The sequence below is a fragment of the Acidaminococcus sp. genome, assembly GCF_057597765.1.
The window spans coordinates 42,114-67,773 of record NZ_DBMBXK010000008.1 but is presented as its reverse complement, the minus strand read 5'-3'; the positions used below and the strand labels follow the sequence as shown (position 1 = coordinate 67,773).

Genomic DNA, 25,660 nt, shown 5'->3' with positions numbered 1-25,660 from the left:
AAAGGGGGCTGCTGCAAGGGCGACAGCCCCCTTCTGTATACGAAAGGAGACGGAACAATGCCGTGTACCACATTATTAGTAGGAAAGAATGCAACCGTTGACGGATCCACCATGATGGCCCGGAACGAGGATTCTCCTTCCGGACAGTTTACCGCCAAGAAGTTCATCGTGGTCCGGCCGGAGGACCAGCCCCGGCACTACAAAAGCGTGATTTCCCAAGTGGAAATCGACCTCCCGGACAATCCTCTGCGCTATACGGCCATGCCCAATGCCCAGGCCACGGAAGGGATCTGGGGAGAGGCGGGGATCAACGCCGCCAATGTGGCCATGACGGAAACGGAAACCATCACCTCCAATCCCCGGGTATTGGGGGCGGATCCTCTGGTGCCGGGAGGCATTGGCGAAGAGGACCTGCTGACCCTGGTGCTGCCCTATATCCGGTCTGCCCGGGAAGGGGTGCTGCGGCTGGGGAGCCTGCTGGAACAGTACGGCACTTATGAGATGAACGGCATCGGGTTCCAGGATGTGAATGAAATCTGGTGGCTGGAAAGCATCGGGGGCCATCACTGGATTGCCAAACGGGTGCCTGACGACGAGGCGGTGGTCATGCCCAACCAGCAGGGCATCGATTTCCTGGACCTGGCGGACGCCCTGGACCAGGGAAAGGACAACCTGTGCTCCCGGGATCTGGCGGAATTCATTGAAGACAACCACCTGGATCTGACCCTTGCGGAAGACCGGGAAGGGCCGGTGGCGGAAGATACGGCCTTTGACTGCCGGTCCGCCTTTGGCAGCCACGATGATGCGGACCATACCTACAACACACCCCGGGCCTGGTACATGCTCCGGTGCCTGACTCCCTTCAGTGTCCAGTGGGAAGGACCGGAAGCGCCGTTCCATCCGGAAGACGACGATCTGCCCTGGTCCGTGGAACCGGACCGGAAGGTGACCGTGGAAGACGTGAAATACATCCTCAGCAGTCACTACCAGGGGACTCCCTACGATCCTTACGGCCACAAAGGGGACGGGAGCCTTCGGGGGAAATACCGTCCCATCGGCATCAACCGGACCAACTTCCTGGCTCTCACCCAGCTGCGGCCGGACCTGCCGGAAAACCGGCGGGCCGTGGAATGGATCGCCGAAGGATGCAATGTGTTCAATGCCTTTGTGCCTTTCTACACCAATGTGGACAAGACCCCGGACTATCTGGCGGTTACGGGAGAAGAACCGGATTCCAATCAGTTCTATTGGGCTAACCGACTGATCGGGGCCCTGGCCGATGCTCATTTCGGCGCCTGCGCCAATCTGATCGAGCGTTACCAGAACAAAGTGGCCGCCCGGGCCCATGCCCTGCTGAAGGAAGGAGACCGGGGAGAAGCCGGAGAGAATGTAAGCCGGTATCTGGAAGCCCGGAACGAAACCATGGCCGCCATGGCCAGAGAAGAGACCAAGAAAGTCCTGGGCCAGGTCCTTTACGCCGCCAGCAACGGAATGAAGAACGGATTTGCCCGGTCGGATGCGTGAGCCCCGGCCTACGACCGGGGGGGTGAATTCTTTCACCCCCTTTTTTATGTTATAATAATCCCAACAAGACTATTGGAGGAATCGTTATGTCAGCGGACCAACTGCCCCACAATCATGGAGAAAATATCAACTACATCCTGAAAGATCTGCCGGAAAATGCCAATTTTTCTGCGGTGTCCGGGCTGTTCAGCAGCCTGGCGGACGCCAACCGGATCAAACTGTTCTGGTTCCTGTGCCACATGGAAGAATGTGTCATCAACCTGTCTGTCCTGATGCACATGAGCAGCCCGGCTCTGTCCCATCATCTGAAGATCCTCCGGGAAAACGGCCTGATCATCAGCCGCCGGGCCGGCAAAGAAATGTACTACAAAGCCGCCAACACCGAGGAAGTCCGGCTCCTCCACCACATGATCGAACTCCTCATCGACATCACCTGCCCGGAGCAGGAGGGAAAGCAGACAGTAAAGAGTGAAGAGTAAAGAGTCATGAGCGCTTTTTCTTCCGGTACTGGAAGGGTGTACAGTGGAACTGCTGACGGAAAGCTTCTATGTAGTAACTGGGGGAGCTGAACCCACAGTTTTCTCCAATTTCACTGATGGACTGGTCGGTGGAATCCAGCAGTCGGACACTCTGTTCCAAGCGCAGTTCCCGGAGATAGGCAAAGATGGATTCTCCCGTGAACCGTTTGAAGATGCGGCAGCATTCGCTTTCTGTATAGGATGCATAAGCAGCTATTTGAGCCAGGGTGATTCTTTCCCCATAATGGGCTGTCAGGTAGCTGAGGATCCGCTGGGCCACGGTATTGGCCCGGGACCATTTCCGTGTCCGGAAATCATCCGATGGATGGTGGCAGAGAATGGCGGCAAAAATTTCATAGACCCGGGCTGTGGCAAGAAGTTCCCAGCCCGGTCTTTTTGTTTCACTTTCCTGGTAGATTTCACGGATTTTCTGGAGCACATCCGCCTGCCAAGGATCCTTTCGATACAGGGGCCGGGCAGTCAGTACAGGATCTGAGAGGGCTGGAAGCACATAGTCTTGTTCCAGTACAGAACCGGGAAATCCGCAGAGCAGCCGGGGGTGGATATCCAAGCAAATGTAGCCTGCATCCGGATTTCCCAGAGGGCGGGCCATGTGGAGATAACCGCTGTTGATGAAAATGCCATCTCCGGTCTCAAGCTGACAACTGGCTTCGTTGACGGAAAAAGTCACAGTACCCTGGACTACGGCGCAGAACTGCAGTTCTTCATGCCAGTGCAGCCGGGTATAACCCAGTACATTGCGGCTTAGAATGGAATTGTAGACAGCCATGGGAAATCCATGGGTCCCGTGGCGGGTGGATTCCCGGTTTCTGGCATCCACTGGGATGTTGGTGACCTGCATGGAAAAACTCCTTTCGTCTGAAGAAGATGGATTTGGTTCCAGTATAACAGACTTTTCAAAAAACGCAATTTAGTGATATTTTTCATCAGGATTCGCATAGAATCCCTTCTAGGGATTTCTTATAATGAAACCATCAAGAAAGGGAGTCCAAGGAGGTATACAGTATGGAAATCAATGGAAAGCGTCTGATGGAACATATCAATACTTTGGGAAAAATCGGCATTGGAGAGGATGGCAGGCGGATCCGGCTGGCGGCCAGTGATACCAATCGGCAGGGCCGGGATCAGGTAGCAGCATGGATGGAGGAAGCCGGTCTCCAGGTAGTGGTGGACCGGATCGGGAATATCTTCGGCATCTGGGAAACGCCGGAAAACAAGGGAGAAACTCCCATGATGGTGGGGTCCCACATCGATACGGTGATCAATGCCGGTCAGTATGACGGCTGTCTGGGGGTGCTGGCTGGCATCGAACTGTGCCAAACCCTCCAGGAACAAGGGGTCCGTCCCAAGCATCCTCTTGTAGTGGGAGTGTTCACCAACGAAGAAGGGGTCCGGTATTCGCCCGATATGATGGGCAGCCTGGTGTACGCAGGGGGACTTTCCTGCGAAGAAGCCCTGGCTTCTGTAGGCACAGATGGGACCATCCTGGGGAAAGAACTGAAGCGGATCGGATATGGGGGTACCGTGGAACCCGGGTTCCTGAAGCCCTTTGCCTTTCTGGAACTCCACATCGAACAGGGCCCCATCATGGATGTGGAAGGGTACGATATCGGAGCTGTAGAAAATCTCCAGGGCATCCACTGGCAGCAAGTGACCATCAAAGGAGCCGCCAACCATGCAGGGACTACGCCCACACGGCTCCGCCACGATGCGGGCCTGGCTGCGGCCAAAGTCAATGTGTTCTGTCGGCAGATGGTGGAAAAATCCGGCGGGGTGTGCACCATCGGCACCATGGCCTACCAGCCCAATGCGGTGAACGTGATCCCCAGTGAGGCGAAATTCACCATCGACCTGCGGAATCCGGACAAGGCCAGATTGGATGGAGATGAAGAGATCCTGGCTGCCTATCTGGAACAGCTGGCCCAGGAAGAGGGCGTGGAAATCACCGCCAAACGGATGACCTGTTTCGATCCAGTGCCCTTTGATGAAGGAATTTGTCAGAAAGTGGAAAAAGCCGCTGCTGCCCGGAACTTGAAATGCCGCCGGATGGTGTCCGGAGCCGGTCAGGACGCCCAGATGATGGCTCGGATCTGTCCCACCGCCATGATCTTTGTACCCAGCGTCAAAGGCATCAGCCACAATCCGGCCGAATACACCCCGGACCAGGCCTGCATCAACGGGGCCAATGTGTTCTTGGATGTGGTGCGGGAAATGATCGGGGCATAAGAAAGGGGATGGGAGAGAGGATTGAAATGGATTTCAAAGAACAACTGACGGCTTGGCGCCATTATCTCCATCAGCATCCGGATACGGCCTTTGAGGAAAAAACGGCTCCCCAGCTGGTTGCAGAACAGATGCGGGCCTGGGGGATCCAGGTGGAAGAAGGCATCGGCAAGACCGGAGTGGTAGGCACTCTCCGGTGCGGGAACGGCGAAGGCTGTATCGGCATCCGAGCGGATATGGATGCTCTGGATATCACGGAACGGAGCTGCCATGACCATATTTCCCTGTGTCCGGGGAAAATGCATGGCTGCGGTCATGACGGCCATACGGTGATGCTGTTGGGAGCGGCCAAACTGCTGGCGGATCGGAAAAATTTCAATGGCACGGTCCGCTTTATCTTTCAGCCGGCAGAAGAACCAGGCCGGGGTGCCCAGGCCATGATCGATGACGGGCTGTTCGAACGGTTCCCCATGGATGAAATCTATGGCCTCCACAATGCGCCTTTCCTGCCGGCCGGGACCCTTTCCACCCGGGTGGGGGGCATGGCTGCCAGCGAAGATGATTTTTCCTTCACCATCACTGGAAAAGGGGGCCATGCTTCTTCTCCCCACGAAGGAAATGATCCACTGGCTTCTTTCGCAGAAATTTATCTGGCACTTCAGACCATCGTCAGCCGGAATGCGCCGCCCATGCGTCCCGTGGTGATTTCCTGTACGGAAATCGAGACGGATGGGGCTCACAATGCCATCCCCACCACCGTGACGGTACGGGGAGATGCCCGGACTACAACACCGGAAGACCAGCAGTTGGTGGAAAATCGGATGCGGGATATTGTGGAGGGAATCTGCCGGATGAACCACGCCCAGTGCAGCTTTGCCTACACCCATGAGTTCTTTCCTACGGTCAATGACGCTGGATGCGTCCAGCATGCGGTGCGGGCTGCCCAGGCGGTGGTGGGAGAAAAACGGACTTTTGGAGACTGTGAGCCATGGATGGCGTCGGAAGACTTTGCTGCTTTCCTGAAACATGTGCCTGGTTGTTTCCTGCTTTTGGGAACTGGAAAAGAGAAAAGCGGAAATGTCTCTCTTCATCAGAATATCTATGACTTCAATGATGATGTATTGGCAACAGGAGCAGAATTTTGGGCCGAGCTGGTAAGGCTCCGGCTGGCAGCATAAGAAGGGAGCATGACCATGGAGAACGAAATCAAGATCGTGACCCGGAAATCCAGCGGGAAATGTCAATGGGACGGGCTTTTTACCCGGCAGGCAGCAGAAACCGCCTGGAACTTCCATCGGACCATCCCGGGATACGTGCCCACGCCTCTGGTGGATTTGAAAGGATTGGCAGAACACCTGGGGCTGGAGGCGTTCTATGTGAAAGATGAAAGCTTCCGGTTCGGGCTCAATGCTTTCAAGGGACTGGGCGGCAGTTTCTGCGTGGCCCAAGTCCTGGGAGAGAAACTGGGGATTCCTATAACAGAAATGACTTTTGCCCTGCTCCAGGATCCTGCAGTCCATGCAAAGATCAAAGATCTGTGCTTTGTGACGGCCACCGACGGGAACCACGGCCGGGGCATTGCTTGGACCGCCCACTGCCTGGGAGTGAAGAGCCGGGTATTCATGCCCAAAGGAAGTTCTCGGGAAAGGCTGGAGAACATCCGGGCTTTGGGCAGCGATGCCTGTATCACGGAATTCAATTATGATGATACGGTGCGCCATGCTGCCCGGGTGGCGGAAGAAACTGGCGGAGTATTGGTCCAGGATACGGCCTGGGAAGGATACGAAACCATTCCCGGGTGGATCATGGAAGGGTACACTACCCTGGCCCTGGAAGCGGCAGAGGCTCTCTCCCAGCCGCCCACCCACATTTTTCTCCAGGCGGGAGTGGGGGCCATGAGCGGGGCTCTTGCAGGTTTCTTCGCTGATTATTACGGCAGCCGGAAGCCAGTGATCACCATTGTGGAACCCAATCGGGCGGACTGCATCTTCCGTACGGCCGCTGCCGGGGATGGGAAGCTCCACACTGTGACTGGGGCATTGGACACCATTATGGCCGGATTGGCCTGCGGGGAACCCTGTACCTTGGGCTGGGGGGAACTGGCAGCTCATGCCGAGCACTTCGCTTCTGTTCCTGATTGGGCAGCGGCCCAGGGCATGCGGATCCTGGGTGCACCGGTCCCCGGGGACCCCAGGGTGATTTCCGGAGAAAGCGGAGCGGTGACCAGCGGCTTTGTCTGTGAATTGTATCGGAACAAAGAGCTGGAACCTCTGAAAAAGGAACTGGGCCTGGACAAAGATTCCCGGGTCCTGTGCATCAGCACTGAAGGCGCTACGGATCGGGAGAGCTACCGGCGCATCGTCTGGGACGGAGCCTGGGGGAAACCCTGCAGTTGATGCACCTGACCACCTGACCACATTGGCGGGGCGCCGGGCCTGCCCCCCTGACCGCATAATTCCTTGCCCCCGTCCTCCTGGGACAGGGGCGCCTTTTTATGATATAATAAAATATAAGTATCCATTTTTTTCAATTTCAAGGAGGTCATTCTCATGATTCAATTTACGTATACCATCCAGGATCCTCAGGGTATCCATGCCCGTCCCGCCGGCATGCTGGTAAAGGAAGCGGCCAAATTCCAGTCCAAATGCAGCGTGGCCGGCAACGGCAAGACCGGAGACCTGAAACGGATCTTCTCCCTGATGGGAATGGGGATCAAAGCCGGCATGGAACTGACGGTTTCCGTGGAAGGACCGGATGAAAAAGAAGCGGCAGCCGCTCTGGAAGCATTCCTGAAAGCCAATCTGTAAGGAGGACTGTCCATGAAGCTTGTACAAGGGAAGGGAGCCTCTGCCGGGGTTGCGGCAGGGCCCATCCTGGTAAAGCCGGCAGGCCGTCAGCCGGAGATCCGGCTGGACACCTGTCTGGATCCCCAGCAGGAACTGAAACGGCTCCAGGCTGCCCAGCAGCAGGTCATCGAAACCCTGGAAGGGCTGAAGGAAAAAGCCCGGCAGCAGGTAGGGGAAGAAGAAGCCGGCATTTTTGAAGTCCATCAGATGATGGTCCAGGATCCGGATCTGTGTGACACCATTACAGGTCTGATCCAGGAAAACCACATGACGGCGGAAGGGGCGGTCCGGGAAGCGGGCAGTCAGTTCGCCGCCATGCTGGAAGCCATGGACGATGAATACATGCAGGCCCGGGGGGCCGATGTGCGGGCGGTGTGCGGCCAGCTGGAAGATGCTCTGGCCCAGGGAGGCCGGAGCTGGACGGAACTTCTCACCCAGCCTTCCATTATCTGCGCCGACGACCTGACTCCCAGTGAAACCCTCCAGCTGGACAAATCCCTGATCCTGGGCTTTGTGACCAGCGGAGGCAGCGCCAACTCCCACACCGCCATCCTGGCCCGGACCATGAAGATCCCTGCCATCGTCCATACGGGAATCACCCTGGACGAAGACTGGAACGGTACCCTGGGAGCCCTGGACGGGGGCACCGGGAACTTTTGGCTGGATCCGGAACCCAAGGTGCTGGAAGCCCTGAAGGAAAAACAACAGCAGCACCGGGCGGCGGAAGATGCCCTGGAACAGTTCCGGGGGAAACCCACCTGCACTGCCGACGGCCGGACCATCGCCCTGTACGGGAATATCGGCCAGCCGGAAGACATCGACCTGGTGCTCCAGAACGACGGGGAAGGGGTAGGCCTGTTCCGCAGTGAATTCCTCTATCTGGGACGGGAAGACTATCCCACGGAAGACGAACTGTTCGAAGCCTACTGTACCGCTGCCCAGGAACTGGAAGGCCGGAAGCTGATCATCCGGACCCTGGACATCGGGGCGGACAAAAAAGTGGGCTATTTCCAGCTGCCGGAAGAAGAGAATCCGGCTCTGGGGTTCAGAGCCATCCGGATCTGCCTGAAGCGGCCGGAAATCTTCCTGACCCAGCTCCGGGCCATTCTCCGGGCCTCCGCCTATGGGGAAGTGGCAGTGATGTTCCCCATGATCGTTTCCGCAGAGGAAGTGAAGGCGGCCCGGGCCCTTCTGGAACAGGCGGCAGCCAGCCTCCGGGCAGAAGGAATCCCCTTTGACGAGAAGCTGGAAGTGGGGATCATGGTCGAAACGCCGGCGGCGGCCATCATCAGCGACGACCTGGCCCGGTACGTGGATTTCTTCAGTATCGGCACCAACGATCTGACCCAGTACACTCTGGCGGTGGACCGGCAGAATGCCAGCCTGGAAGAACTGGGGAAGGCCAGTCACAAGGCGGTGCTCCGGCTTATCGACCTGACCATCCGGAACGGCCATGCCGGGGGCTGCTGGGTGGGCATCTGCGGAGAAGCCGCAGCGGACCCGGAACTGATCCCTTATTTTGTAGCCATGGGTGTGGATGAACTGAGCATGTCCCCCGGGAAGATCCTGGGGGCCCGGAAGCTGATCAGCACCCTTCGGGCGGAATGAGAAAGGAGGCGGACCGTTGATCGATCTGGATTTGAAACAGGCGGCGGACAAAGCCATTGCCCTCCAGCCGGATAAACGGGTCCTGCCTTTCCTGTACCAGGACCAGGCCCTGTTCATCAAACGGAAACTGTCCAACCACCGGAACGCCTTTGCCAAACAAAGTGTGGAAGGGGCCTTCTGGTGCGAGGTGTACAAAATCATGACGGTGAACCAGTATTTTCCCCTGGCACCGGAAATCGTCCTGCTCCAGGATGACTATTTTGTCATGAAAGCGGTGGGCAAGACCCTCCAGGGGGTGGCCAAGGAAGCCCCCTGGAAGGACTGCCGGCTGGAAGCCTACCACAAGGCAGGGGAAGCCCTGGCGAAACTCCACCAGATGGGGCTCCACCATGGCCGGCCGGCTCTCCGGGACATTGCCTATGACAAGGAACAGGACAAGATCACTTTCCTGGACTGGGAAAATGAAAAGCGGTTCATCGACGCGGACCCCCGGGTGCTGGATCTGTTCCTGTTCGTCCACAGCTGTTTCCGGGAAAAGAGCTGGAAAGACAGGAGCCTGTTGGAAGAAGCCATGAAAGGCTACTGCAACAGTCCGGCGGGACGGGAAATCCTCCGCCAGGCCAAGGCCCTTATCGGCAGATACAAAACAGCTTTTGCTCTGTGCGAAAAGCTCCGGTGCTTCGGCTGGCGGGACGTGACCAGCTTGGATGATGCCCGGAAGTTCATCCTGGAACGGGAGTAAGGAGAAACCATGCATTTTGGACCTCGATTGGAGGCAGTGGCGGCCCTGGTGCCTCCCTGCCGGACCCTGGCAGATGTGGGCACGGACCATGCCTACCTGCCGGTACTGCTGCTCCAGGAAGGAAAAATTGAGCAGGCCATTGCCGGGGATGTGGTCCCCGGTCCCTGTGAGGCAGCCCGGCACACGGTCCGGCAGTTCCATCTGGAAGAACGGATCGCCGTGCGCCAGGGCAGCGGCCTGACCGTGGTGGCCCCGGGCGAAGTGGAAACGGCTGTTATGGCAGGCATGGGGGCGGAAACCATGCTGCAGATTCTGGGGGAAGCCCCGGAGGTGTGGCAGCATCCCGCCTTCCGACATCTGGTGCTCCAGCCCATGAGCGATTCCTGCCGGCTCCGGCTTTGGGCGGAAGACCATGGCTGGGCGGTGGTCCGGGAGGAGCTGGTCCGGGAGGGAAAGCGGCTTTACGAACTGCTGCTCCTGGAACCTTCCCCGGGCTGGAAATATCCTGGCAGCTGCCGGGAAGTGGGGGATGATCTGGTCCGCCGGCATCATCCCCTGCTGGCAGAATTCGTGGCGGAAAAGAAAAAGAAGATCCAACGGCTGCTGACCCAGATGGACCGGAGTGAGCGGGCCCGGGCCAGCCGCCAGTACAAGGAATATGAGACCCTTTGGAAACAACTGGAGGAAATTGACTGTGGAAACGGAAGAAATGGAAAGTAAGGAAACCACTGTAACGGACATTTGTCTGTTCATGAACCAGCTGGCCCCTGTAGCCTATGCGGAAAGCTGGGACAACCCGGGGCTGCTCCTGGGACATCTGGCCCAGCATGTGCACAAGATCCTGGTGGCCCTGGACCTGAGCCCTGAAGTGGCGGAACAGGCCATCGAACAGGAATGTGACATCATCATCACCCACCATCCCTATTATTTCAGCCTGCCCAAGACTCTGGCGGTTACGGACACCAAGATGGAAGTGCTCTATGAGCTGATCAAACACGATGTGGCTCTTTATGCGGCCCATACCAACCTGGATGCGGCCAAAGGCGGGGTCAATGATGTACTGGCCGCCCGGCTGGGTCTGGAAGATGTAACGGAAATCCCCCGGAAGGACTGCCCGGAACAGGGACTGGCCCGGATCGGTGTGCTGGCCGAACCTATGGAACTGAAGGCTTTCGCTGCCAAGGTCCGGGATGACCTGGGTGCGGAACACCTGACCTTTGCCGGCGGGGAAGAACCGGTGTACAAAGTGGCCGTAGTAGGCGGCAGCGGAGCCGACTTTATGGAGGATGCCCTGGCGGCCGGTGCCGATACCCTGGTTACCGGAGATCTGAAGTACCATGTGGCCCAGAAGGCCCTGAACCTGGGGCTGAATGTAGTGGACGGCACCCATCAGCTTACCGAGAGCCCGGTGATCGACAAGCTGGAACAGGTGCTCAACACCTGGCGGGATGAATCCGGCCGTCATTTTGAAGTGATCCGTGCCGAAGAAGAACGGATCCTCCAGACGGTGTAAGGGGCGGCTGTCATGATCCGAGATCTGCAGTTGGGGAATGCCATGGAACAACCCTGCCTGGTCCGCCTCCAGAAGGTGGGCACCTCCTCCAACGGCAAGCCTTATGCCAAGGGGCTGCTGGAAGACAACAGCGGCTGCATTCCCTTTATCTGTTTCGAAGCCGGTCCCATTGGCCGGCTCCGGACCATGGAGGCCCCTTCTCCCTATATCATCGGGGGAAAGGTGGATGTGAACAAATATTCCACCACTATGGCCTACCAGGTGATTGTCCAGAAAGTCCAGGCGGTGACGGAAGAGGACGATCTGTCCAATCTGCTGCCCAGCGGCCACATCGATCTGGAAAAATACAAGACAGAATTCCAGGCCTTTATGGGCCGGATCCAGGATGACAGCCTCCGGGAACTGGTGGAAACCCTGTTTTCCGGGAATACCCTCCGGCAGTTCTTGAAGAATCCGGCGGGAATGCGGCTCCACCATGCCTATGTGGGCGGGCTGCTCCACCACACCGTGTGCGTCACCCGGCTGGCCGTGGCCATGGCCGGGGCCATCGGGAACGTGGATCTGGACCTGGTGATTGCCGGGGCCCTGCTCCACGACCTGGGAAAGATCCGGGAAATCTCTTCGGATCTGGGATTCCCCTATACCACCGAAGGCCGGCTCATGGGCCATATTTCCATTGGAGCCATGGCCGTGGACCGGGCTGCCCGGAAGATCCCCGACCTGTCGGCAGACCGGCGGGAACGGCTCCTCCACATCATCCTCAGCCATCACGGGGACCAGGACAAAGGATCCCCGGTGGTGTGCGTCACCAAGGAGGCCTTCATCGTCCATTATGCGGACGAAGTGGATTCCATCATGAATCAGTTCCACGAAAAAGAACGGAGCGAATCCTGGGAATACGACAAAATGTTACAGCGGTACCTGTGGAAGGTTTGACGGATTGACCAACCTATGGTATCATTTCATCCAGTGAGTGCGGAAAGATAATCGCGGCAGCCTTTGTGCTGATGAGGAAAGTCCGAGCTCCGCAGGGCAGGATGCTGGATAACGTCCAGTGGGGGCGACCCTAAGGAAAGTGCCACAGAAAACAAACCGCCGGCTTTGCCGGTAAGGATGAAACGGTGCGGTAAGAGCGCACCAGCGGTCAAGTGATTGGCCGGCTTGGTAAACCCCATCCGGAGCAAGACCAAATAGGGAAGGGATGAAGCGGCCCGCTGATCCTTCCGGGTAGTGTCGCTTGAACCTGCAGGCAACTGCAGGGCTAGATAAATGATTATCGTTGACAGAACTCGGCTTACTGAGCACTCACCTTTTTGAAAAATACCTTGTGCGGAAGCACGAAGGAGGAAATACCATGGAAATGATGCATATTGGCAGCGCAGCCGCTTTTGACAAACTGATCCAGGATGCAGGCAAACCGGTACTGGTGGACTTCTGGGCCACCTGGTGCGGTCCCTGCCGGATGCTGGCTCCCGTTATCGAAGACCTGGCAGCGGAACATCCGGAAGTCCAGTTCGCCAAACTGGATGTGGACCAGGTGCCAGACGTGGCCATGCGGTTCAACGTATCCGCCATCCCTACGGTGGTGCTGTTCAAGGCCGGCAAGGAAGTCCAGCGCTTTGTAGGGGTTGAACCCAAAAGTGCCTACGAACAGGCTTTGGCCGTTTTATAACGGAAAGGAAGACAATGCATGAAAAAGATCTCTTTTGTCGTGCCTGTCTTCAATGAAGAGGAGAATATCCACGAGTTTTACAGGCGCCTTACGCAAGTAATGGCGCCTTTGCCGTATGATTACGAAATCCTGTTCATTGACGATGGTTCCAAAGACCGGACCAGCCAGCTGATCCGGGAACTGGCAGAGAAGGATCCCAATGTCCAGGGGTATGTGTTTGCCCGGAATTTCGGCCACCAGCTGGCTCTGACCTGCGGTCTGGACCAGTCCACCGGGGACGCGGTGATCTCCATGGACGGGGATCTCCAGCACCCGCCGGAAATGGTACCGGAACTGCTGAAAAAATGGGAAGAGGGCTTCGAAATCGTCCAGACCGTGCGGAAAGCCACGGAAGACGCCACCTGGTTCAAAAATATAACCTCCCGCTTATACTACAAGCTGATCAATTCCATGAGCGAAGTGCGGATCACCCCTGGGGGCAGCGATTTCCGGCTAATGGACCGGAAGGCGGTGGATGCCCTGAACCGGTTCCGGGAACGGGCCCGGTTCATCCGGGGGATGGTGAACAATCTGGGGTTCCGGTACACCACCCTGGAATTTGTGGCACCGCCCCGGTTCGCCGGCCATTCCAAGTTCAATCTGCGGAAAATGCTCCGGTTCGCCCTGGACGGGATCACGGCCTTTTCCCGGGTGCCCCTGCGGCTGGCCCTGTATGTAGGGTGCATTGCAGGGCTGGGGAGCATCCTGCTCATCGGTCATGTCATTTATGTGAAATATATTATCCAGGATGCGGTTCCCGGGTGGACCACCCTGGCAGCGGCAGAGTTCTTCCTGGGAGGTGTGGAGCTGATCGGCATAGGGATCGTGGGAGAATATGTGGGCCGGATCTTCGATGAAGTGAAGCAAAGACCTTTGTATATTATTCGTGAACATATCGTGAAAAGTGGTAACAGCCAATAGACAGCGAATAAGAGAATTGTTATAATTAGAACCGGCAAAACTAAATAAAAAAGCCGAATCACAGCAATGTGAACGGGGGAACCAAAGTGGGGTTAATTTCTTCGGAATAGGGCATCTCGACCCGCACCCGGCAGCTAACTTCGTAGGCGTAATCGAGAGGATGTGTTTATTATATTTAGGAGGATGATGCTTGGCGTAGTGCTGGCAGCGGCAACCACCGCAGCAGTGGCACTGCCTGCGCAGAACGTTTTTGCCAGTTTCAAACAGGGTCAGTCAGGACCGGAAGTGGCAGCCATCCAGGAACAGCTCCTGATGGAAGGCTACGATATCGGGATCCCTGACGGGGTCTATGGAGCCCGTACCGTGGCTGCAGTAAAGAAATATCAGGCCAGCATGGGTCTGGCAGCAGACGGGGTCATCGGGAACTTCACCTACAAAAAGCTCATGGGCAGAGAAATGCCCACCCACCGTACGCTGAACACCAACCGGGGCTATGGCAGCAGCTATGGTTACGGCAGCAGCACGGCCAGAGAGCTGATCAGCACCGCTTACGACTATGTGGGCGTGCCTTATGTATTCGGGGGGACCACTCCCTGGGGCTTTGACTGTTCCGGTTACACCCAGTACGTGTTCCGGCAGATGGGGATCGAAATCCCCCGGACAGCGGATGCCCAGTACTATGCTTTCCCGAAAGTTTCTTCCAGCGAGCTGGAACCGGGAGACCTGGTGTTCTTTGAAACTTATGAACCGGGCCCTTCCCACTGCGGCATCTACATCGGCAACGGTCAGATGCTCCAGGCAGGGAGCAGCACCGGTGTCACCGTATCCAACGTATTCAGCGGATATTGGGGCGCAAGATATATCGGAGCGGCAAGAGTCCTCTAACAGCCGCTTACCCGTCAGGGATGATCCCTGACGGGTGTTTTTTTGTATGGAGAACATCTGCCGGTGGCAGATGGCTTTACATGGAAACGCAGCTCCATCGGCCGCCGGAAGTTGACAAAAGCCGCCGGACTTACCGGCGGCCTTTCTTGCCATTTACTTTCCCCGTCCAGTACGGTACAATTAACACGATTGACTATAAAAACTGACAGAATGGAGAAAACCATGAGCAACGAAAACAAAAAAGTCAAAGTCCATTACGAAGGCACCCTGAACGACGGGACCAAATTCGATTCTTCCTATGACCGGGGCGAGCCTTTGGAATTCGTGGTCGGGGCCGGCATGATGATCAAGGGGTTCGATGATGCGGTCCGGGATATGGCTGTAGGGGAAGTGAAGAACATCCACCTGATGCCGGAAGAGGCCTATGGCCAGCCCAATCCCCAGAACATCCTCACCGTGGAAATTGCCAAGATGCCCGGTTCGGAAAACCTGGAAGTGGGCCAGCGGGTGGCCCTGGGCACCCCCAACGGCCAGCAGATCCCGGTACGGGTTACGGAAAAGACCGAATCCACCATTACCTTCGATGCCAACCACGAAATGGCCGGCAAGGAACTGAATTTCAAGATCGAACTGGTCGAGGTGGAAGGGTAAAAGGAGGATTCTCATGAACCCTTTGTATTTCCTGGAACACCAGTTCTTCCCGGCTGTGGTTTATCCGGATCCGGAAGGGAAGCAGATCAGTCCTTTCCTTTTGGGGAATGCTTTTGGAACCCTGTGTGCCAGTGTTCTGGCGGATCTGCCGGAAACCGGAGACGAGAACGAAAGGTTCTATCAGGAAGAGGACTTCACCGCGGAAGGACTGGAGATCCGCAATGAACATACGGGGCACCCCCAGTTCTATGTGCTGCGGATGCATTTTCCCTTTGAAGCGGGTTGGAACTTCAACACTCTGTGCCCCCGGGCCTACCTGGTCCACGGGCTCCAGGGAGAAAATCCCCGGTATTATACGGTGGAATATGACGCCAATACCATGGGGTATATGCTGTGCAGCTGGGACGGAGAAGGGAACCACACCAATTTCGGCCCGGTGGACCTGGGAGAAGACCCGGAACTGGCCACGATCCTGAAACGGGAGAAGGGGAGGGCCGCTGACCATTGACAGCTGACCATTGACAAAGGCCGCCGGAGGTTCCGGCGGCCTTTCTATTGGGAAGGAAAACGCCAGGGGCGTTTTCCAACCCTTCCATTTGTGCTATAATGGGAGCAATTCTGTACGAGAGAGGCTGGCTGGTTCTTATGGGTATTTCATTGGCAAAGGGCCGCAGGGAATCCATCATCCTGCGGACCAGTTTCATCGGTATCGGAGTGAACGTGCTCCTGGCCGGGTTCAAGGCGGTGGTGGGGTTTTCCACCAACTCCATTGCCATCCTGATGGATGCGGTGAACAACCTGTCGGACGTGCTGTCTTCGGTGATCACCGTGGCCGGGGCCAAACTGGCGGACCGGAACCCGGATTTTGAACATCCCTTTGGCCATGGCCGGTATGAATACCTGAGTGCCCTGGTGATTTCCATCATCATTTTCTATGCCGGGGTCACGGCCATGGTGGAAAGTGTGAAAAAAATCATCGAACCGGAGGTGCCGGAATACACCACCGCCTCTCTGATCCTTTTGGTGGTGGCGGTCATTGCCAAGATCATTCTGGGCCGGTATGTAAAGGCCAAAGGCCAGGAGGCGGATTCCGGAGCTCTCATCGGGTCCGGGTCCGATGCCCTGTTTGACGCGGTACTGTCTTTTTCCGTACTGGTGGCGGCTCTGGTGTATCTGGAATGGGGGCTCCCTCTGGAATCCTATGTAGGGGCCCTGATTGCCTGTTTCATCCTGAAAAGTGGCTATGGGATGCTCCGGGATACCCTGAATGAAATCCTGGGAGAGAGGCCGGATCCCCAGCTGGTCCGGGAAATCAAGAATCTCCTGGTGGCGGAACCGGAAATCCAGGGGGCCTATGATCTGATGATCAACAACTACGGACCGGGCCGGAACTATGCCTCTGTGCACATCGAACTGCCGGATGTGATGACCGTGGAACAGGTGGACCTTTTGACCCACCGGATCCATGAAAAAATCTTCAAGGCAACCGGGGTCCATCTGTCCGGGGTAACAGTGTATTCCTACAATACCCGGGATCCGGAGGCGGCAGCCATCCGGGAAAAAGTGAGCCAGATGGTGATGCGGCACCCCTGGGCCCTCCAGGTCCACGGGTTCTATGTGGACCGGAAAGCAAAGACCATGCGGTTCGACGTGGTGGTTACCTTCGGCCGGGACCGGGGACCCATCGTCCAGGAACTGAAAGAAGAAGTGGGGAAGCTGTATCCAGGCTACACAGTATCGGTGGACGTGGACAGGGATATATCGGCGCTGCAGGGGTGAAAAAGGGCTGTGAAAAAATGAGGAATCATTTTTTCACAGCCCTTTTAGTCGGGGGTGTGGATTTTCACACCCCCGTTATTTCACTTTCTCCGCCAATTCCGGAAACGGGGCCAGGACTCTGGGCAGGATCCCGTTCATACAGGCTATGGCTATGCCGTAGTTGGTCATGGGGATGTTTTGTTTATGGGCGGCACTTTGCCGGTAGGCCACTTCCTGGGGATTCAGCATACAGGCCCCGCAGTGGACGATGAGCTTGAAGGGGCTCAGGTCGTCAGGGAATCCCTTGCCGCTGCTGTAATGGAAGTCAGGCTGTGCCCCGGAATACTTCCGGATCCAGTTGGGCAGCTTTACGGTACCGATGTCGTTGCACTGCCGGTGATGGGTGCACCCTTCGGAAATCAGCACCGGATCCCCGTCCTTCAGGTCTTTCAGCTTCAGGGCTCCATCCAGGAAGGCGGCCAGCTGGCCTTTGTACCGGGCAAACAGAATGGAGAAGCTGGTGAGCCGGATCTTCGGAGGCACCATCTGGTTCACAGTATGGAAGGCCTGGCTGTCGGTAACTACCAGGCTGATCTTTTTGCCCAACAGGCTGATGATTCCCGGAAGTTCCTGGGGCTGGACCACAACGGCACTGCAGTGGCCGTCCAAGAGTTCCCGGATGGTCTGCTGCTGGGGCAGGATCAGCCGTCCCTTGGGAGCGCTTTCATCGCAGGGCACTACCAGCACCACCAGGGCATTGGGTTCCAGCAGGTCCAGGAGCAGGGGCTTTTTCACCCCATCTTTTCCCAGGGCCTGGGAGATCCGTTCCTTCAGTTCCCAGATCTGGGTACCCGCCTGGGCACTGACCAGCATGCTGTGATCCTTCAGGTCTTCCGGCAGGGTGAAGCTGGGCACCAGGTCGCATTTGTTGAACACTACCAGGTAGGGGATCTTCCGGTCACGGATTTCCTGGAGCAGTTTCCGGTCGAAAGTATTCATGCCTGTGGACGCATCCACCACCAACAGGGCGATGTCCGTGCTCCGGAGTACCAGCCGGGCCTTTTCGATCCGGGACTGGCCCAGGTCCGTGTCGTCGTCCATCCCCGGGGTGTCGGTGAGGAGTACCGGCCCCAGAGGCAGGATTTCCATGGCTTTGGAAACCGGGTCGGTGGTGGTGCCCTTGTAGTCGGACACAATGGCCAGGTCCTGGCCGGTAATGGCGTTGATCAGAGAAGATTTGCCGGCGTTCCGGCAGCCGAACAGACCAATATGGACACGTTCCCCGGACGGGGTGGCGTTAAGAGATGCGGGCATGGAAAGTTCCTCCTTCAGGAATTGAAATTTGCCGAACATTGGGCAAACAGAAAACATAAATTGTTTGTGAATATCATACAATAAAAGGGGGGAAGGTGCAAGGGCTGCGTTTCTCTTCAAAAGGACCCGTCAGTTACGGGTCCTTTCCAGCGGCCAGCGGCCGGTAACAGGAGACCGGTGACAGGGGTTGTTCATACAACGTGCAACAACCCCCTCTTGATTTTTCAGACAGTTTCCATGTATACTAATACTCGTTTGCAGGCGTAGAAAACTTCTATTATATGCAGCAAGGGATGTGAGCCTATGGAAGATGTGTATTGTGCAGCCTTGGCAGATCTGCTGAGCTACGAGGCCCCTCAGGGGGTACCTTTGCTCCGGGAGGCCTTCGGGTCTCTGGAAAAAGCCTGGAAGGCGGGGACAGGGGAACTGAAGGAGGCGGGGCTTTGGAGCCCGGCTCTGGACAAGGTCTGGCAGTCGCCCCACCGGAGAAATCTGCCGGAAAGGATCTGGGACTGGTGTGAGCATCACCAGGCCCGGGTGATCAGCCGGTGGAATCCGGACTACCCGGTTTTGGTGGACCAGCTGGCCGCTCCTCCACCAGTGCTCTATGTAAAGGGCACCCTGCCGGACCAGCCGGCCTGTGTGGCGGTGGTAGGGTCCCGGAAGGCCACGGATTACGGTCTGGCCGTGGCCGCCCGGTTTGCCCGGGCGGCGGCCCTCCGGCAGGTGCCGGTGATCAGCGGGGGCGCCTACGGCATCGATGCGGCGGCCCACAAGGCGGCCCTGGATGCAGGCGGCCCCACAGTGGCCGTACTGGGCGGCGGACTGGGGGAATTGTATCCCCGGCGCCATCTCCGGCTTTTTGACCGGATCGCCCAGCAGGGAGCCCTGGTGACGGAATATGCCCCCTGGACTCCGCCCCTGCCCCAGAACTTCCCTCTGCGGAACCGGATCATCGTGGGCTTTTGCCGGGCAGTGGTGGTGGTGGAAGCTGCCATCCGCAGCGGGGCCATGAGCACCGCCCATGCCGCTCTGGACGAAAACCGGGAACTGTTCGCCGTCCCCGGGCCCATCTTTTCCGAAACCAGCCAGGGCACCCACCATCTCCTGAAGCAGGGAGCCCGGGTGGGGGATGATCCCCAGGAAGTACTCACCAGCCTGCTGGGGCCGGAAGAGGGAACTCTGCCCCAGGCCGGAGAAGAACCGGACCTGTTCCGGGATTTCGCTCCCGATGAAAAAGAAAAAGCCGGGGCCCTGTGCCGCTGGCTCCAGAAACACCAGGGCAGTTCCCTGGAACAACTGGCCGATGCATTCCCCTGGCCCCTGGCCGTGCTCAGTACCCTGCTCCTGGAGCTGGAACTGTCCGGCCGGGTCCAGCGGAACAGCCGCAATCGCTATCATGCAGTTTAGGAGGAGAAAATCGTGACGAATAAACTGGTCATTGTGGAATCCCCTACGAAAGCCAAGACCATCGAAAAATTTCTGGGCAAGACCTTTACGGTACGGGCCTCCATGGGCCATCTCCGGGATCTGCCCAAAAGTCAGTTCGGTGTTGACGTAGAGCATCATTTCACTCCCAAATACATCAATATCCGGGGGAAAGGACCTTTAATCAAGGAACTGAAGACCCTGGCCAAAAAAGCCGACAAAATCTATCTGGCAACGGACCCGGACCGGGAAGGGGAAGCCATTGCCTGGCACCTGAGCTACATCCTGGGGGTGGATCCGGCGGCTCCCTGCCGGATTTCCTTCCATGAAATCACCCAGACCGCCATCAAAGGGGCTCTGAAGGATCCCCAGTCCATCGACATGGACAAAGTGGACGCCCAGCAGACCCGGCGGATCCTGGACCGGATCGTAGGGTACCAATTGAGCCCTCTCCTGTGGCGGAAGATCCGGAAGGGCCTCAGCGCCGGCCGTGTCCAGAGCGTGGCGGTGAAGATCATCTGCGACCGGCAGAAGCTCATCGACGACTTCGAACCGGAGGAATACTGGACTTCTTCCGTGGTGCTGGCTCCCGGCAAGACTCCCAAGATCACGGCGGATGTGGTGAAACGGGATGGGAAGAAACTGGAAATCCACAACCGGGAAGAAGCGGACCAGGTGACGGAAGACCTGAAGAAGGCCAGCTACCAGGTGACGGACTGCTCTGTCCGGGACCGGCTGCGGAAACCGGCGCCTCCCTTCACCACCAGCAGTCTCCAGCAGGAAGCCAACAAAAAGATGAACTTTTCCACCAAAAAGGTCATGATGCTGGCCCAGCAGCTGTACGAAGGGGTCACCCTGGGCCGGAAAGGCTCTGTAGGGCTCATTACCTATATGCGTACCGACTCGGTGCACCTGGCGGATGCGGCGGTCAGCGAGATCCGGGGCTATGTGGATGCCAATTACGGTCCCAGTTACCTGCCCAAGAAACCCAATGTGTACAGCAGCCGGAAGAATGCCCAGGAAGCCCATGAAGCCATCCGTCCCACCAGTGTGAGCCGGACTCCGGAAGATGTGGCGCCCTATCTGGACCGGGATCAGCTGCGGCTCTACACCCTGATCTGGAAGCGGACGGTGGCCAGCCAGATGGCCAGCAGCGTCAGCACCCTCACCACCCTGACCATTGCCGGGGACAATTACGAACTCCGGGCCACCGGTTCCGTGGTAAAGTTCGACGGGTTCCTGAAGCTGGCGGACCGGAAGGACGAGGAAAAGGACAAGAAGGTTCCGGCTCTGGAAAAAGGCACGGCCATGAACCTGATCCGGGTGAACGAGGCGGTCCAGCACTTTACGGAACCCCCTGCCAACTTCACCGAAGCCACCCTGGTCAAGGAACTGGAAGAAAAGGGCATCGGCCGGCCCAGCACCTATTCGCCCATTATCCAGACCATCCTGGCCCGGGGCTATGTGGCCAAGGAAGGGAAGAAGCTGCTGCCTACGGAACTGGGGAAACTCACCATCGACATGCTGACCCAGTATTTCTCCCCCTTCATCGACGTGCCCTTCAGCGCCCATATGGAAAGCGAACTGGATGCCATCAGCGAGCACAAGACCGATAAGGAAACGGTGCTCCAGGAATTCTACGGTCCTTTTGAAAAGGCTCTGAAGGTGGCGGATGAAAACATCCCGGTGGTGGAAAAGCCCGTGATCGTCAGCGATGTGAAATGTGAGAAATGCGGCCGGTTCATGGTGGTGAAGGAAGGCCGCCACGGCAAGTTCCTGGCCTGCCCCGGATTCCCGGAATGCCGGAACACCAAGCCCATCCTGGTGAAAGTGGGGGTGAAGTGCCCCCAGTGCGGCGGGGATCTGATCGAACGGCACAGCAAGACGGGACGGCTGTTCTATGGCTGCGCCAACTATCCCACCTGCCGGTTCACCTCCTGGGACAAACCCACCAACGAAAAATGCCCCCAGTGCGGCAGCATGATGGTGGAACACAAGGAGCGCAGCGGAAAGACCGTGCTCCACTGCAGCAAAGAGAAGTGCCCCAACGCTTCCCTGAAGAAGAAATGAAAGGAAAATTTCCATGACCGTCCATATTATCGGAGCCGGGCTGGCAGGCTGTGAAGCGGCCTGGCAGCTGACCCGCCGGGGGATCCCGGTGATGCTCCACGAAATGCGCCCGAAAAAAAGCGACCCGGCCCACCATACGGCCCTGTTCAGTGAGCTGGTATGCAGCAATTCCCTTCGGGCCAACAACATTGAAAACGCCGTGGGCCTGCTGAAGGAGGAAATGCGCCGGCTGGATTCCCTGATCATCGCCTGCGCCGATGCCCACCAGGTGCCTGCCGGGGGAGCCCTGGCAGTGGACCGGGAAGGGTTTGCCCAGGCCGTCACTGACGCCATCCGGGAAAATCCCCTGGTGACCCTGGTGGAAGAAGAGGTCACTGATTACAGCCGGTTCGCTCCGGAGGACTATGTAATCACCGCCTCCGGACCTCTCACCAGCGGGGCCCTTTCCGAAGCCATCCAGCAGCTGGTGGAAAAGGATTACTTCCATTTCTTCGATGCGGCGGCCCCCATTGTCACCGTGGATTCCCTGGATCAGGACAAGGTGTACAAGGCTTCCCGGTACGACAAAGGGGAAGCGGCTTATTACAACTGCCCTTTCACCAAAGAGGAATACCTCCGGTTCTGGCAGGAACTGTGCCATGCAGAAACGGCTCCGGTGAAGGATTTCGAGCACAATGTGTTCGAAGCCTGCATGCCCATTGAAGAAATGGCCCTCCGGGGAGAAGACACCATGCGGTTCGGACCTCTGAAGCCGGTGGGACTTCCGGATCCCAGGACCGGGGAGGACCCCTATGCAGTGGTCCAGCTCCGCCAGGACAATGGGGCCGGGACCCTGTACAACATCGTAGGGTTCCAGACCCATCTGAAATGGCCGGAACAGAAACGGGTGTTCCGGATGATCCCGGGACTGGAAAATGCGGAATTCGTCCGGTACGGGGTGATGCACAAAAACTCCTACCTGAACAGTCCACTGCTGCTGAACCCGGATTATTCCCTCCGGAACCGGCCTCATTTCTATTTTGCCGGTCAGATGACCGGGGTGGAAGGGTATGTGGAAAGCGCCGCCTCCGGTCTGGCGGTGGGAATCTATGCTGCCCGGGCCATAGCCGGGAAAAAACAGGTGCTGTTCCCCAAAGAGACTGCCATGGGAGCCCTGAGCCACTACATCAGCAACCCGGAGGTAAAGCATTTCCAGCCTATGAACATTAATTTCGGGCTGATCGCCCCCTGGGATGGCCCCAGGATCCGGGGGAAAAAAGAGAAAAATGCGGCTATAGCTGCCAGAAGTCTAAACTTTCTCGAAAATGTAAAAAATAACTTGCATGATTAGTCTGAATATGGTAGTATGAATTGTCGGGAATTCAATAAAATTCGTACAATTTGAGGCTTGCCATGGAACTGACACATACTCCGGGTTCCTCAGAAAAACTTGGGAAATGGGCGGAGGACTTTGCCACCTATCTGGAGGTGGAAAAGGACGCCTCCCCCCTGACCATTGAGAATTATCTGGCGGATATCCGGCATTTCAGAGACTTTATGGTCCGGCGGAAGGAATCTTTTAGCTGGCCCCAGGTCACTGTCCTGGACATCCGTTCCTATCTGGCGCTGATGCACGATGATAAACTGGCCCGGCGGACCATCGCCCGAAGGATTTCTTCTCTTCGTTCTTTCTACCGGTATCTCCGGCGGGAAGACCGGGTGAAGACCAATCCCTTTACCCAGGTGCGGACTCCCAAACTGGAAAAGAAGCTGCCTGTATTTTTGGAAGAATTTGAAATTAATCTCCTGCTGCGGATGCCGGACTGTACCACTGTCCTGGGCCGCCGGGACAGGGCCATCCTGGAATTCCTCTATTCTACAGGCTGCCGGGTTTCCGAATTGGTGGGACTTACGCTGACCCGGGTGGATCTGGGCAACCGGTATGCCATCCTGATGGGGAAGGGCCGGAAGGAACGGCTGGTGCCTTTGGGGCATCCCTGTGTGGCGGCCATGGAAGACTATCTCCGCCGCAGCCGAAGGCAGCTGATGGTCCGGTACCAGGCAGCTCCTCATCAGGCTGTGTTCGTGAACAGCCGGGGGACACCTCTCAGCAGCCGGAGCGTACGGAGGATCCTGGACAAATACGTGGACATGTGTGCCCTGCAGAAACATGTGAGCCCCCACACCATACGGCACACCTTTGCCACCCATCTGCTGGATCACGGGGCGGATCTGCGGGCTGTACAGGAATTACTGGGACATGTGAGCTTATCCACAACACAAATTTATACTCATGTGACGGCGGAACGTCTCACCGCAGTCTATGAGAAACATCATCCAAGGGCCTAGGAGGGACTTACTATGTTAGCTTTACTGGAAAAAACGCGTATGATCAACAAACTGCTTCAGAACACGGAAACCGTCAGCTACAAAAAGATGGCGGAAGTGCTGAAGGACGTCATCAAGGCGAACATCTACATCGTCTCCAGCGACGGAGAGCTGCTGGGCTACTCCATCCTGGACGGCTTTGAATGCGAGCTGATGATCAAAAAAGTGCTGGATGTGGGCCGTTTCCCTGCCGACTATGTGAAATGGCTGGAAGGAATCCGGGAAACGTCTTCCAACTACCGTCTGGTGAAGAACATGTGCGCTTTCAGCGAAGGGACCAAATGCCTGTTTGAAAGCAAATACACCACGGTGGTGCCCATTTTCGGGAACGGTGTCCGTCTGGGGACCCTGATCCTGGGGAAATTCAAGAAAGAATTCGTGGACAGCGACCTGCTGCTCAGCGAATATGCCGCTACGGTCATCGGCATGCAGCTGCTCCACGACAAAGCCATGCATATTGAAGAAGCCAGCCGGAAGAAGGCCATGGTCCAGATCGCCTTCTCCAACCTGAGCTACAGCGAACTGGAAGCCATTTCTGAAATCCTCAAGGCACTGCCCGGGGACGAAGGACTGCTGGTGGCCAGCAAGATCGCCGACCAGGCCGGGATCACCCGGAGCGTGATCGTCAACGCCCTGCGGAAATTCGAAAGCGCCGGGGTGCTGGAAACCGAATCCCTGGGAATGAAAGGGACCTATGTACGGATTCTCAACGAATACCTGCGGGATGGGCTGAAAGAACACAAAAAATAAGGAAATGGGGAAAAGGGTCAGGCTGCAGGATGCAGTTTGACCCTTTTTCGGCTTTATGGTAGTATGATAGGGATATGGGGCTGCTGCCCCGTCAGCTGTCAACGGTCAGCGGCCGCAGGAGGCCGGCTGCGCCGGCTCTGATTTGAATTCTACCTAATGGAAAGGAAATTTTCCCTATGCTCAATCTGGATGCGTCTCTGATCTACCGGATCCCGGCGCTGCTGTTTACCATTACGGTCCATGAATATGCCCACGGGGCCATGTCCGCCAGCCTGGGGGACCCTACTCCCGAATCGGACGGACGGCTTACCATGAATCCCCTGGCCCATCTGGACCTGATCGGGTCCCTGATGCTGGTACTGGTGGGGTTTGGCTGGGCCAAACCGGTGCGGGTGGACCCCCGGTATTATCCCAACCCCCGGGAAGGGATGCTGAAAGTGGCTTTTGCAGGCCCGGCCAGCAATCTGTTCGTCACCTTTCTGGCCATGTTCCTCCAGCTGTTCCTGGCCCGGTACTTCAACGCCGGCCGGGGCGTGCTGCTGTTTTTGAACTGGCTCATGCTGTACAATGTATGGTTTGCCTTCTTCAACCTGATCCCCATTCCCCCCATGGACGGATACAAGGTGCTCCAGACGGCGCTGCCTCTGGACAAGGCCCTGGCCTATGAGCGGATGGTGGGGCCCTATACCAACCTGATCCTGATCATCCTGTGCTTTACCGGAATCGTGGGCCTGGTGATCAATCCGCTGTCCACTCTGTATCTCCAGCTGTGCCGGGGAATCCTGGCCCTGTTTCTGTTCTGACCGGGAA

Annotated in this window: 25 protein-coding genes, 1 other RNA gene and 1 riboswitch; of the genes, 24 read left to right on the top strand and 2 right to left on the bottom strand. The window is 57.2% G+C overall.

What is annotated here, in order from left to right:
• Window positions 1-57 precede the first annotated feature (57 nt).
• Window positions 58-1,524: a C69 family dipeptidase gene (locus ACZOF8_RS06895; RefSeq protein WP_288174251.1), complete on the top strand. Its 1,467-nt coding sequence runs from the start codon at window positions 58-60 to the stop codon at window positions 1,522-1,524.
• Between the two features lie 86 nt (window positions 1,525-1,610).
• Complete coding sequence (locus ACZOF8_RS06890) at window positions 1,611-2,003, top strand: ArsR/SmtB family transcription factor (protein ID WP_022486719.1); 393 nt, start codon at window positions 1,611-1,613, stop codon at window positions 2,001-2,003.
• A 4-nt stretch (window positions 2,004-2,007) separates the two neighbouring features.
• Here the strand turns inward: ACZOF8_RS06890 and ACZOF8_RS06885 are convergent, their stop codons facing one another.
• Entirely contained in the window at window positions 2,008-2,904 is an 897-nt protein-coding gene (locus tag ACZOF8_RS06885; RefSeq protein ID WP_022486718.1) for an AraC family transcriptional regulator, read from the bottom strand.
• 164 nt (window positions 2,905-3,068) lie between these two features.
• Between ACZOF8_RS06885 and ACZOF8_RS06880 the strand changes: the two genes are divergently transcribed.
• The 16 genes from ACZOF8_RS06880 (at window position 3,069) to ACZOF8_RS06805 (ending at window position 16,942) form a co-directional block, all read left to right on the top strand.
• Window positions 3,069-4,289 carry a Zn-dependent hydrolase gene (locus ACZOF8_RS06880; protein ID WP_022486717.1) on the top strand — a complete coding sequence of 407 codons (1,221 nt, stop codon included), beginning with the start codon at window positions 3,069-3,071 and terminating at the stop codon, window positions 4,287-4,289.
• Window positions 4,290-4,297: 8 nt separating this feature from the next.
• A complete protein-coding gene (locus tag ACZOF8_RS06875) occupies window positions 4,298-5,464 on the top strand; it encodes a M20 aminoacylase family protein (protein ID WP_487426709.1) in 1,167 nt (388 codons plus the stop codon).
• A 15-nt stretch (window positions 5,465-5,479) separates the two neighbouring features.
• Window positions 5,480-6,682, top strand: a complete 1,203-nt coding sequence (gene dpaL / locus ACZOF8_RS06870; RefSeq protein WP_487426708.1) for a diaminopropionate ammonia-lyase — start codon at window positions 5,480-5,482, stop codon at window positions 6,680-6,682.
• Between the two features lie 153 nt (window positions 6,683-6,835).
• Window positions 6,836-7,093 (top strand): HPr family phosphocarrier protein, encoded by a 258-nt coding sequence (locus ACZOF8_RS06865; RefSeq protein WP_012938187.1) that lies wholly within the window; start codon window positions 6,836-6,838, stop codon window positions 7,091-7,093.
• 12 nt (window positions 7,094-7,105) lie between these two features.
• Window positions 7,106-8,740 (top strand): phosphoenolpyruvate--protein phosphotransferase, encoded by a 1,635-nt coding sequence (ptsP, locus tag ACZOF8_RS06860; RefSeq protein ID WP_022486714.1) that lies wholly within the window; start codon window positions 7,106-7,108, stop codon window positions 8,738-8,740.
• Window positions 8,741-8,756: 16 nt separating this feature from the next.
• Window positions 8,757-9,482 (top strand): BUD32 family EKC/KEOPS complex subunit, encoded by a 726-nt coding sequence (locus ACZOF8_RS06855; RefSeq protein WP_022486713.1) that lies wholly within the window; start codon window positions 8,757-8,759, stop codon window positions 9,480-9,482.
• 9 nt (window positions 9,483-9,491) lie between these two features.
• Window positions 9,492-10,202: a tRNA (adenine(22)-N(1))-methyltransferase gene (locus ACZOF8_RS06850; RefSeq protein ID WP_022486712.1), complete on the top strand. Its 711-nt coding sequence runs from the start codon at window positions 9,492-9,494 to the stop codon at window positions 10,200-10,202.
• Window positions 10,177-10,995, top strand: coding sequence for a Nif3-like dinuclear metal center hexameric protein (locus ACZOF8_RS06845; RefSeq protein ID WP_279127516.1), 819 nt, complete (start codon window positions 10,177-10,179; stop codon window positions 10,993-10,995). The genes ACZOF8_RS06850 and ACZOF8_RS06845 overlap by 26 nt, the downstream gene beginning before the upstream one ends.
• Before the next feature lie 12 nt (window positions 10,996-11,007).
• On the top strand, window positions 11,008-11,931 hold the full coding sequence (locus tag ACZOF8_RS06840) for a 3'-5' exoribonuclease YhaM family protein (RefSeq protein ID WP_487426707.1): 924 nt from the start codon (window positions 11,008-11,010) through the stop codon (window positions 11,929-11,931).
• 34 nt (window positions 11,932-11,965) lie between these two features.
• An RNA gene (gene rnpB, locus ACZOF8_RS06835) (RNase P RNA component class A) lies at window positions 11,966-12,307 on the top strand.
• A 42-nt stretch (window positions 12,308-12,349) separates the two neighbouring features.
• On the top strand, window positions 12,350-12,667 hold the full coding sequence (gene trxA / locus ACZOF8_RS06830) for a thioredoxin (protein ID WP_022486709.1): 318 nt from the start codon (window positions 12,350-12,352) through the stop codon (window positions 12,665-12,667).
• An 18-nt stretch (window positions 12,668-12,685) separates the two neighbouring features.
• The gene (locus tag ACZOF8_RS06825; RefSeq protein WP_022486708.1) at window positions 12,686-13,627 is read left to right on the top strand and encodes a glycosyltransferase family 2 protein; all 942 of its coding nucleotides are present in this window, start codon (window positions 12,686-12,688) and stop codon (window positions 13,625-13,627) included.
• A 41-nt stretch (window positions 13,628-13,668) separates the two neighbouring features.
• Window positions 13,669-13,791, top strand: a riboswitch (cyclic di-AMP (ydaO/yuaA leader).
• Between the two features lie 22 nt (window positions 13,792-13,813).
• Window positions 13,814-14,512: a C40 family peptidase gene (locus ACZOF8_RS06820; RefSeq protein WP_022486707.1), complete on the top strand. Its 699-nt coding sequence runs from the start codon at window positions 13,814-13,816 to the stop codon at window positions 14,510-14,512.
• 222 nt (window positions 14,513-14,734) lie between these two features.
• Window positions 14,735-15,163 carry an FKBP-type peptidyl-prolyl cis-trans isomerase gene (locus ACZOF8_RS06815; protein ID WP_022486706.1) on the top strand — a complete coding sequence of 143 codons (429 nt, stop codon included), beginning with the start codon at window positions 14,735-14,737 and terminating at the stop codon, window positions 15,161-15,163.
• A 13-nt stretch (window positions 15,164-15,176) separates the two neighbouring features.
• Window positions 15,177-15,671, top strand: coding sequence for a hypothetical protein (locus ACZOF8_RS06810; RefSeq protein ID WP_022486705.1), 495 nt, complete (start codon window positions 15,177-15,179; stop codon window positions 15,669-15,671).
• A 137-nt stretch (window positions 15,672-15,808) separates the two neighbouring features.
• Window positions 15,809-16,942: a cation diffusion facilitator family transporter gene (locus tag ACZOF8_RS06805; RefSeq protein ID WP_308664226.1), complete on the top strand. Its 1,134-nt coding sequence runs from the start codon at window positions 15,809-15,811 to the stop codon at window positions 16,940-16,942.
• A gap of 75 nt (window positions 16,943-17,017) precedes the next feature.
• On the opposite strand, the gene hydF is transcribed toward ACZOF8_RS06805, so the two are convergent.
• Window positions 17,018-18,235 (bottom strand): [FeFe] hydrogenase H-cluster maturation GTPase HydF, encoded by a 1,218-nt coding sequence (gene hydF, locus ACZOF8_RS06800; RefSeq protein WP_022486703.1) that lies wholly within the window; start codon window positions 18,233-18,235, stop codon window positions 17,018-17,020.
• A gap of 303 nt (window positions 18,236-18,538) precedes the next feature.
• On the opposite strand from hydF, the gene dprA reads away from it, so the two are divergent.
• From dprA to ACZOF8_RS06770, 6 genes are all read left to right on the top strand, one after another.
• On the top strand, window positions 18,539-19,645 hold the full coding sequence (gene dprA / locus ACZOF8_RS06795; RefSeq protein WP_154488527.1) for a DNA-processing protein DprA: 1,107 nt from the start codon (window positions 18,539-18,541) through the stop codon (window positions 19,643-19,645).
• 12 nt (window positions 19,646-19,657) lie between these two features.
• Entirely contained in the window at window positions 19,658-21,733 is a 2,076-nt protein-coding gene (topA, locus tag ACZOF8_RS06790) for a type I DNA topoisomerase (protein WP_308664225.1), read from the top strand.
• Between the two features lie 13 nt (window positions 21,734-21,746).
• Entirely contained in the window at window positions 21,747-23,063 is a 1,317-nt protein-coding gene (gene trmFO / locus ACZOF8_RS06785; protein ID WP_022488348.1) for a methylenetetrahydrofolate--tRNA-(uracil(54)-C(5))-methyltransferase (FADH(2)-oxidizing) TrmFO, read from the top strand.
• Between the two features lie 62 nt (window positions 23,064-23,125).
• Window positions 23,126-24,061 (top strand): tyrosine recombinase XerC, encoded by a 936-nt coding sequence (gene xerC / locus ACZOF8_RS06780; RefSeq protein WP_022488347.1) that lies wholly within the window; start codon window positions 23,126-23,128, stop codon window positions 24,059-24,061.
• A 12-nt stretch (window positions 24,062-24,073) separates the two neighbouring features.
• Window positions 24,074-24,850, top strand: a complete 777-nt coding sequence (codY, locus tag ACZOF8_RS06775) for a GTP-sensing pleiotropic transcriptional regulator CodY (RefSeq protein WP_022488346.1) — start codon at window positions 24,074-24,076, stop codon at window positions 24,848-24,850.
• A 176-nt stretch (window positions 24,851-25,026) separates the two neighbouring features.
• Complete coding sequence (locus ACZOF8_RS06770) at window positions 25,027-25,653, top strand: site-2 protease family protein (protein ID WP_022488345.1); 627 nt, start codon at window positions 25,027-25,029, stop codon at window positions 25,651-25,653.
• The last annotated feature ends 7 nt before the right edge of the window (window positions 25,654-25,660 follow it).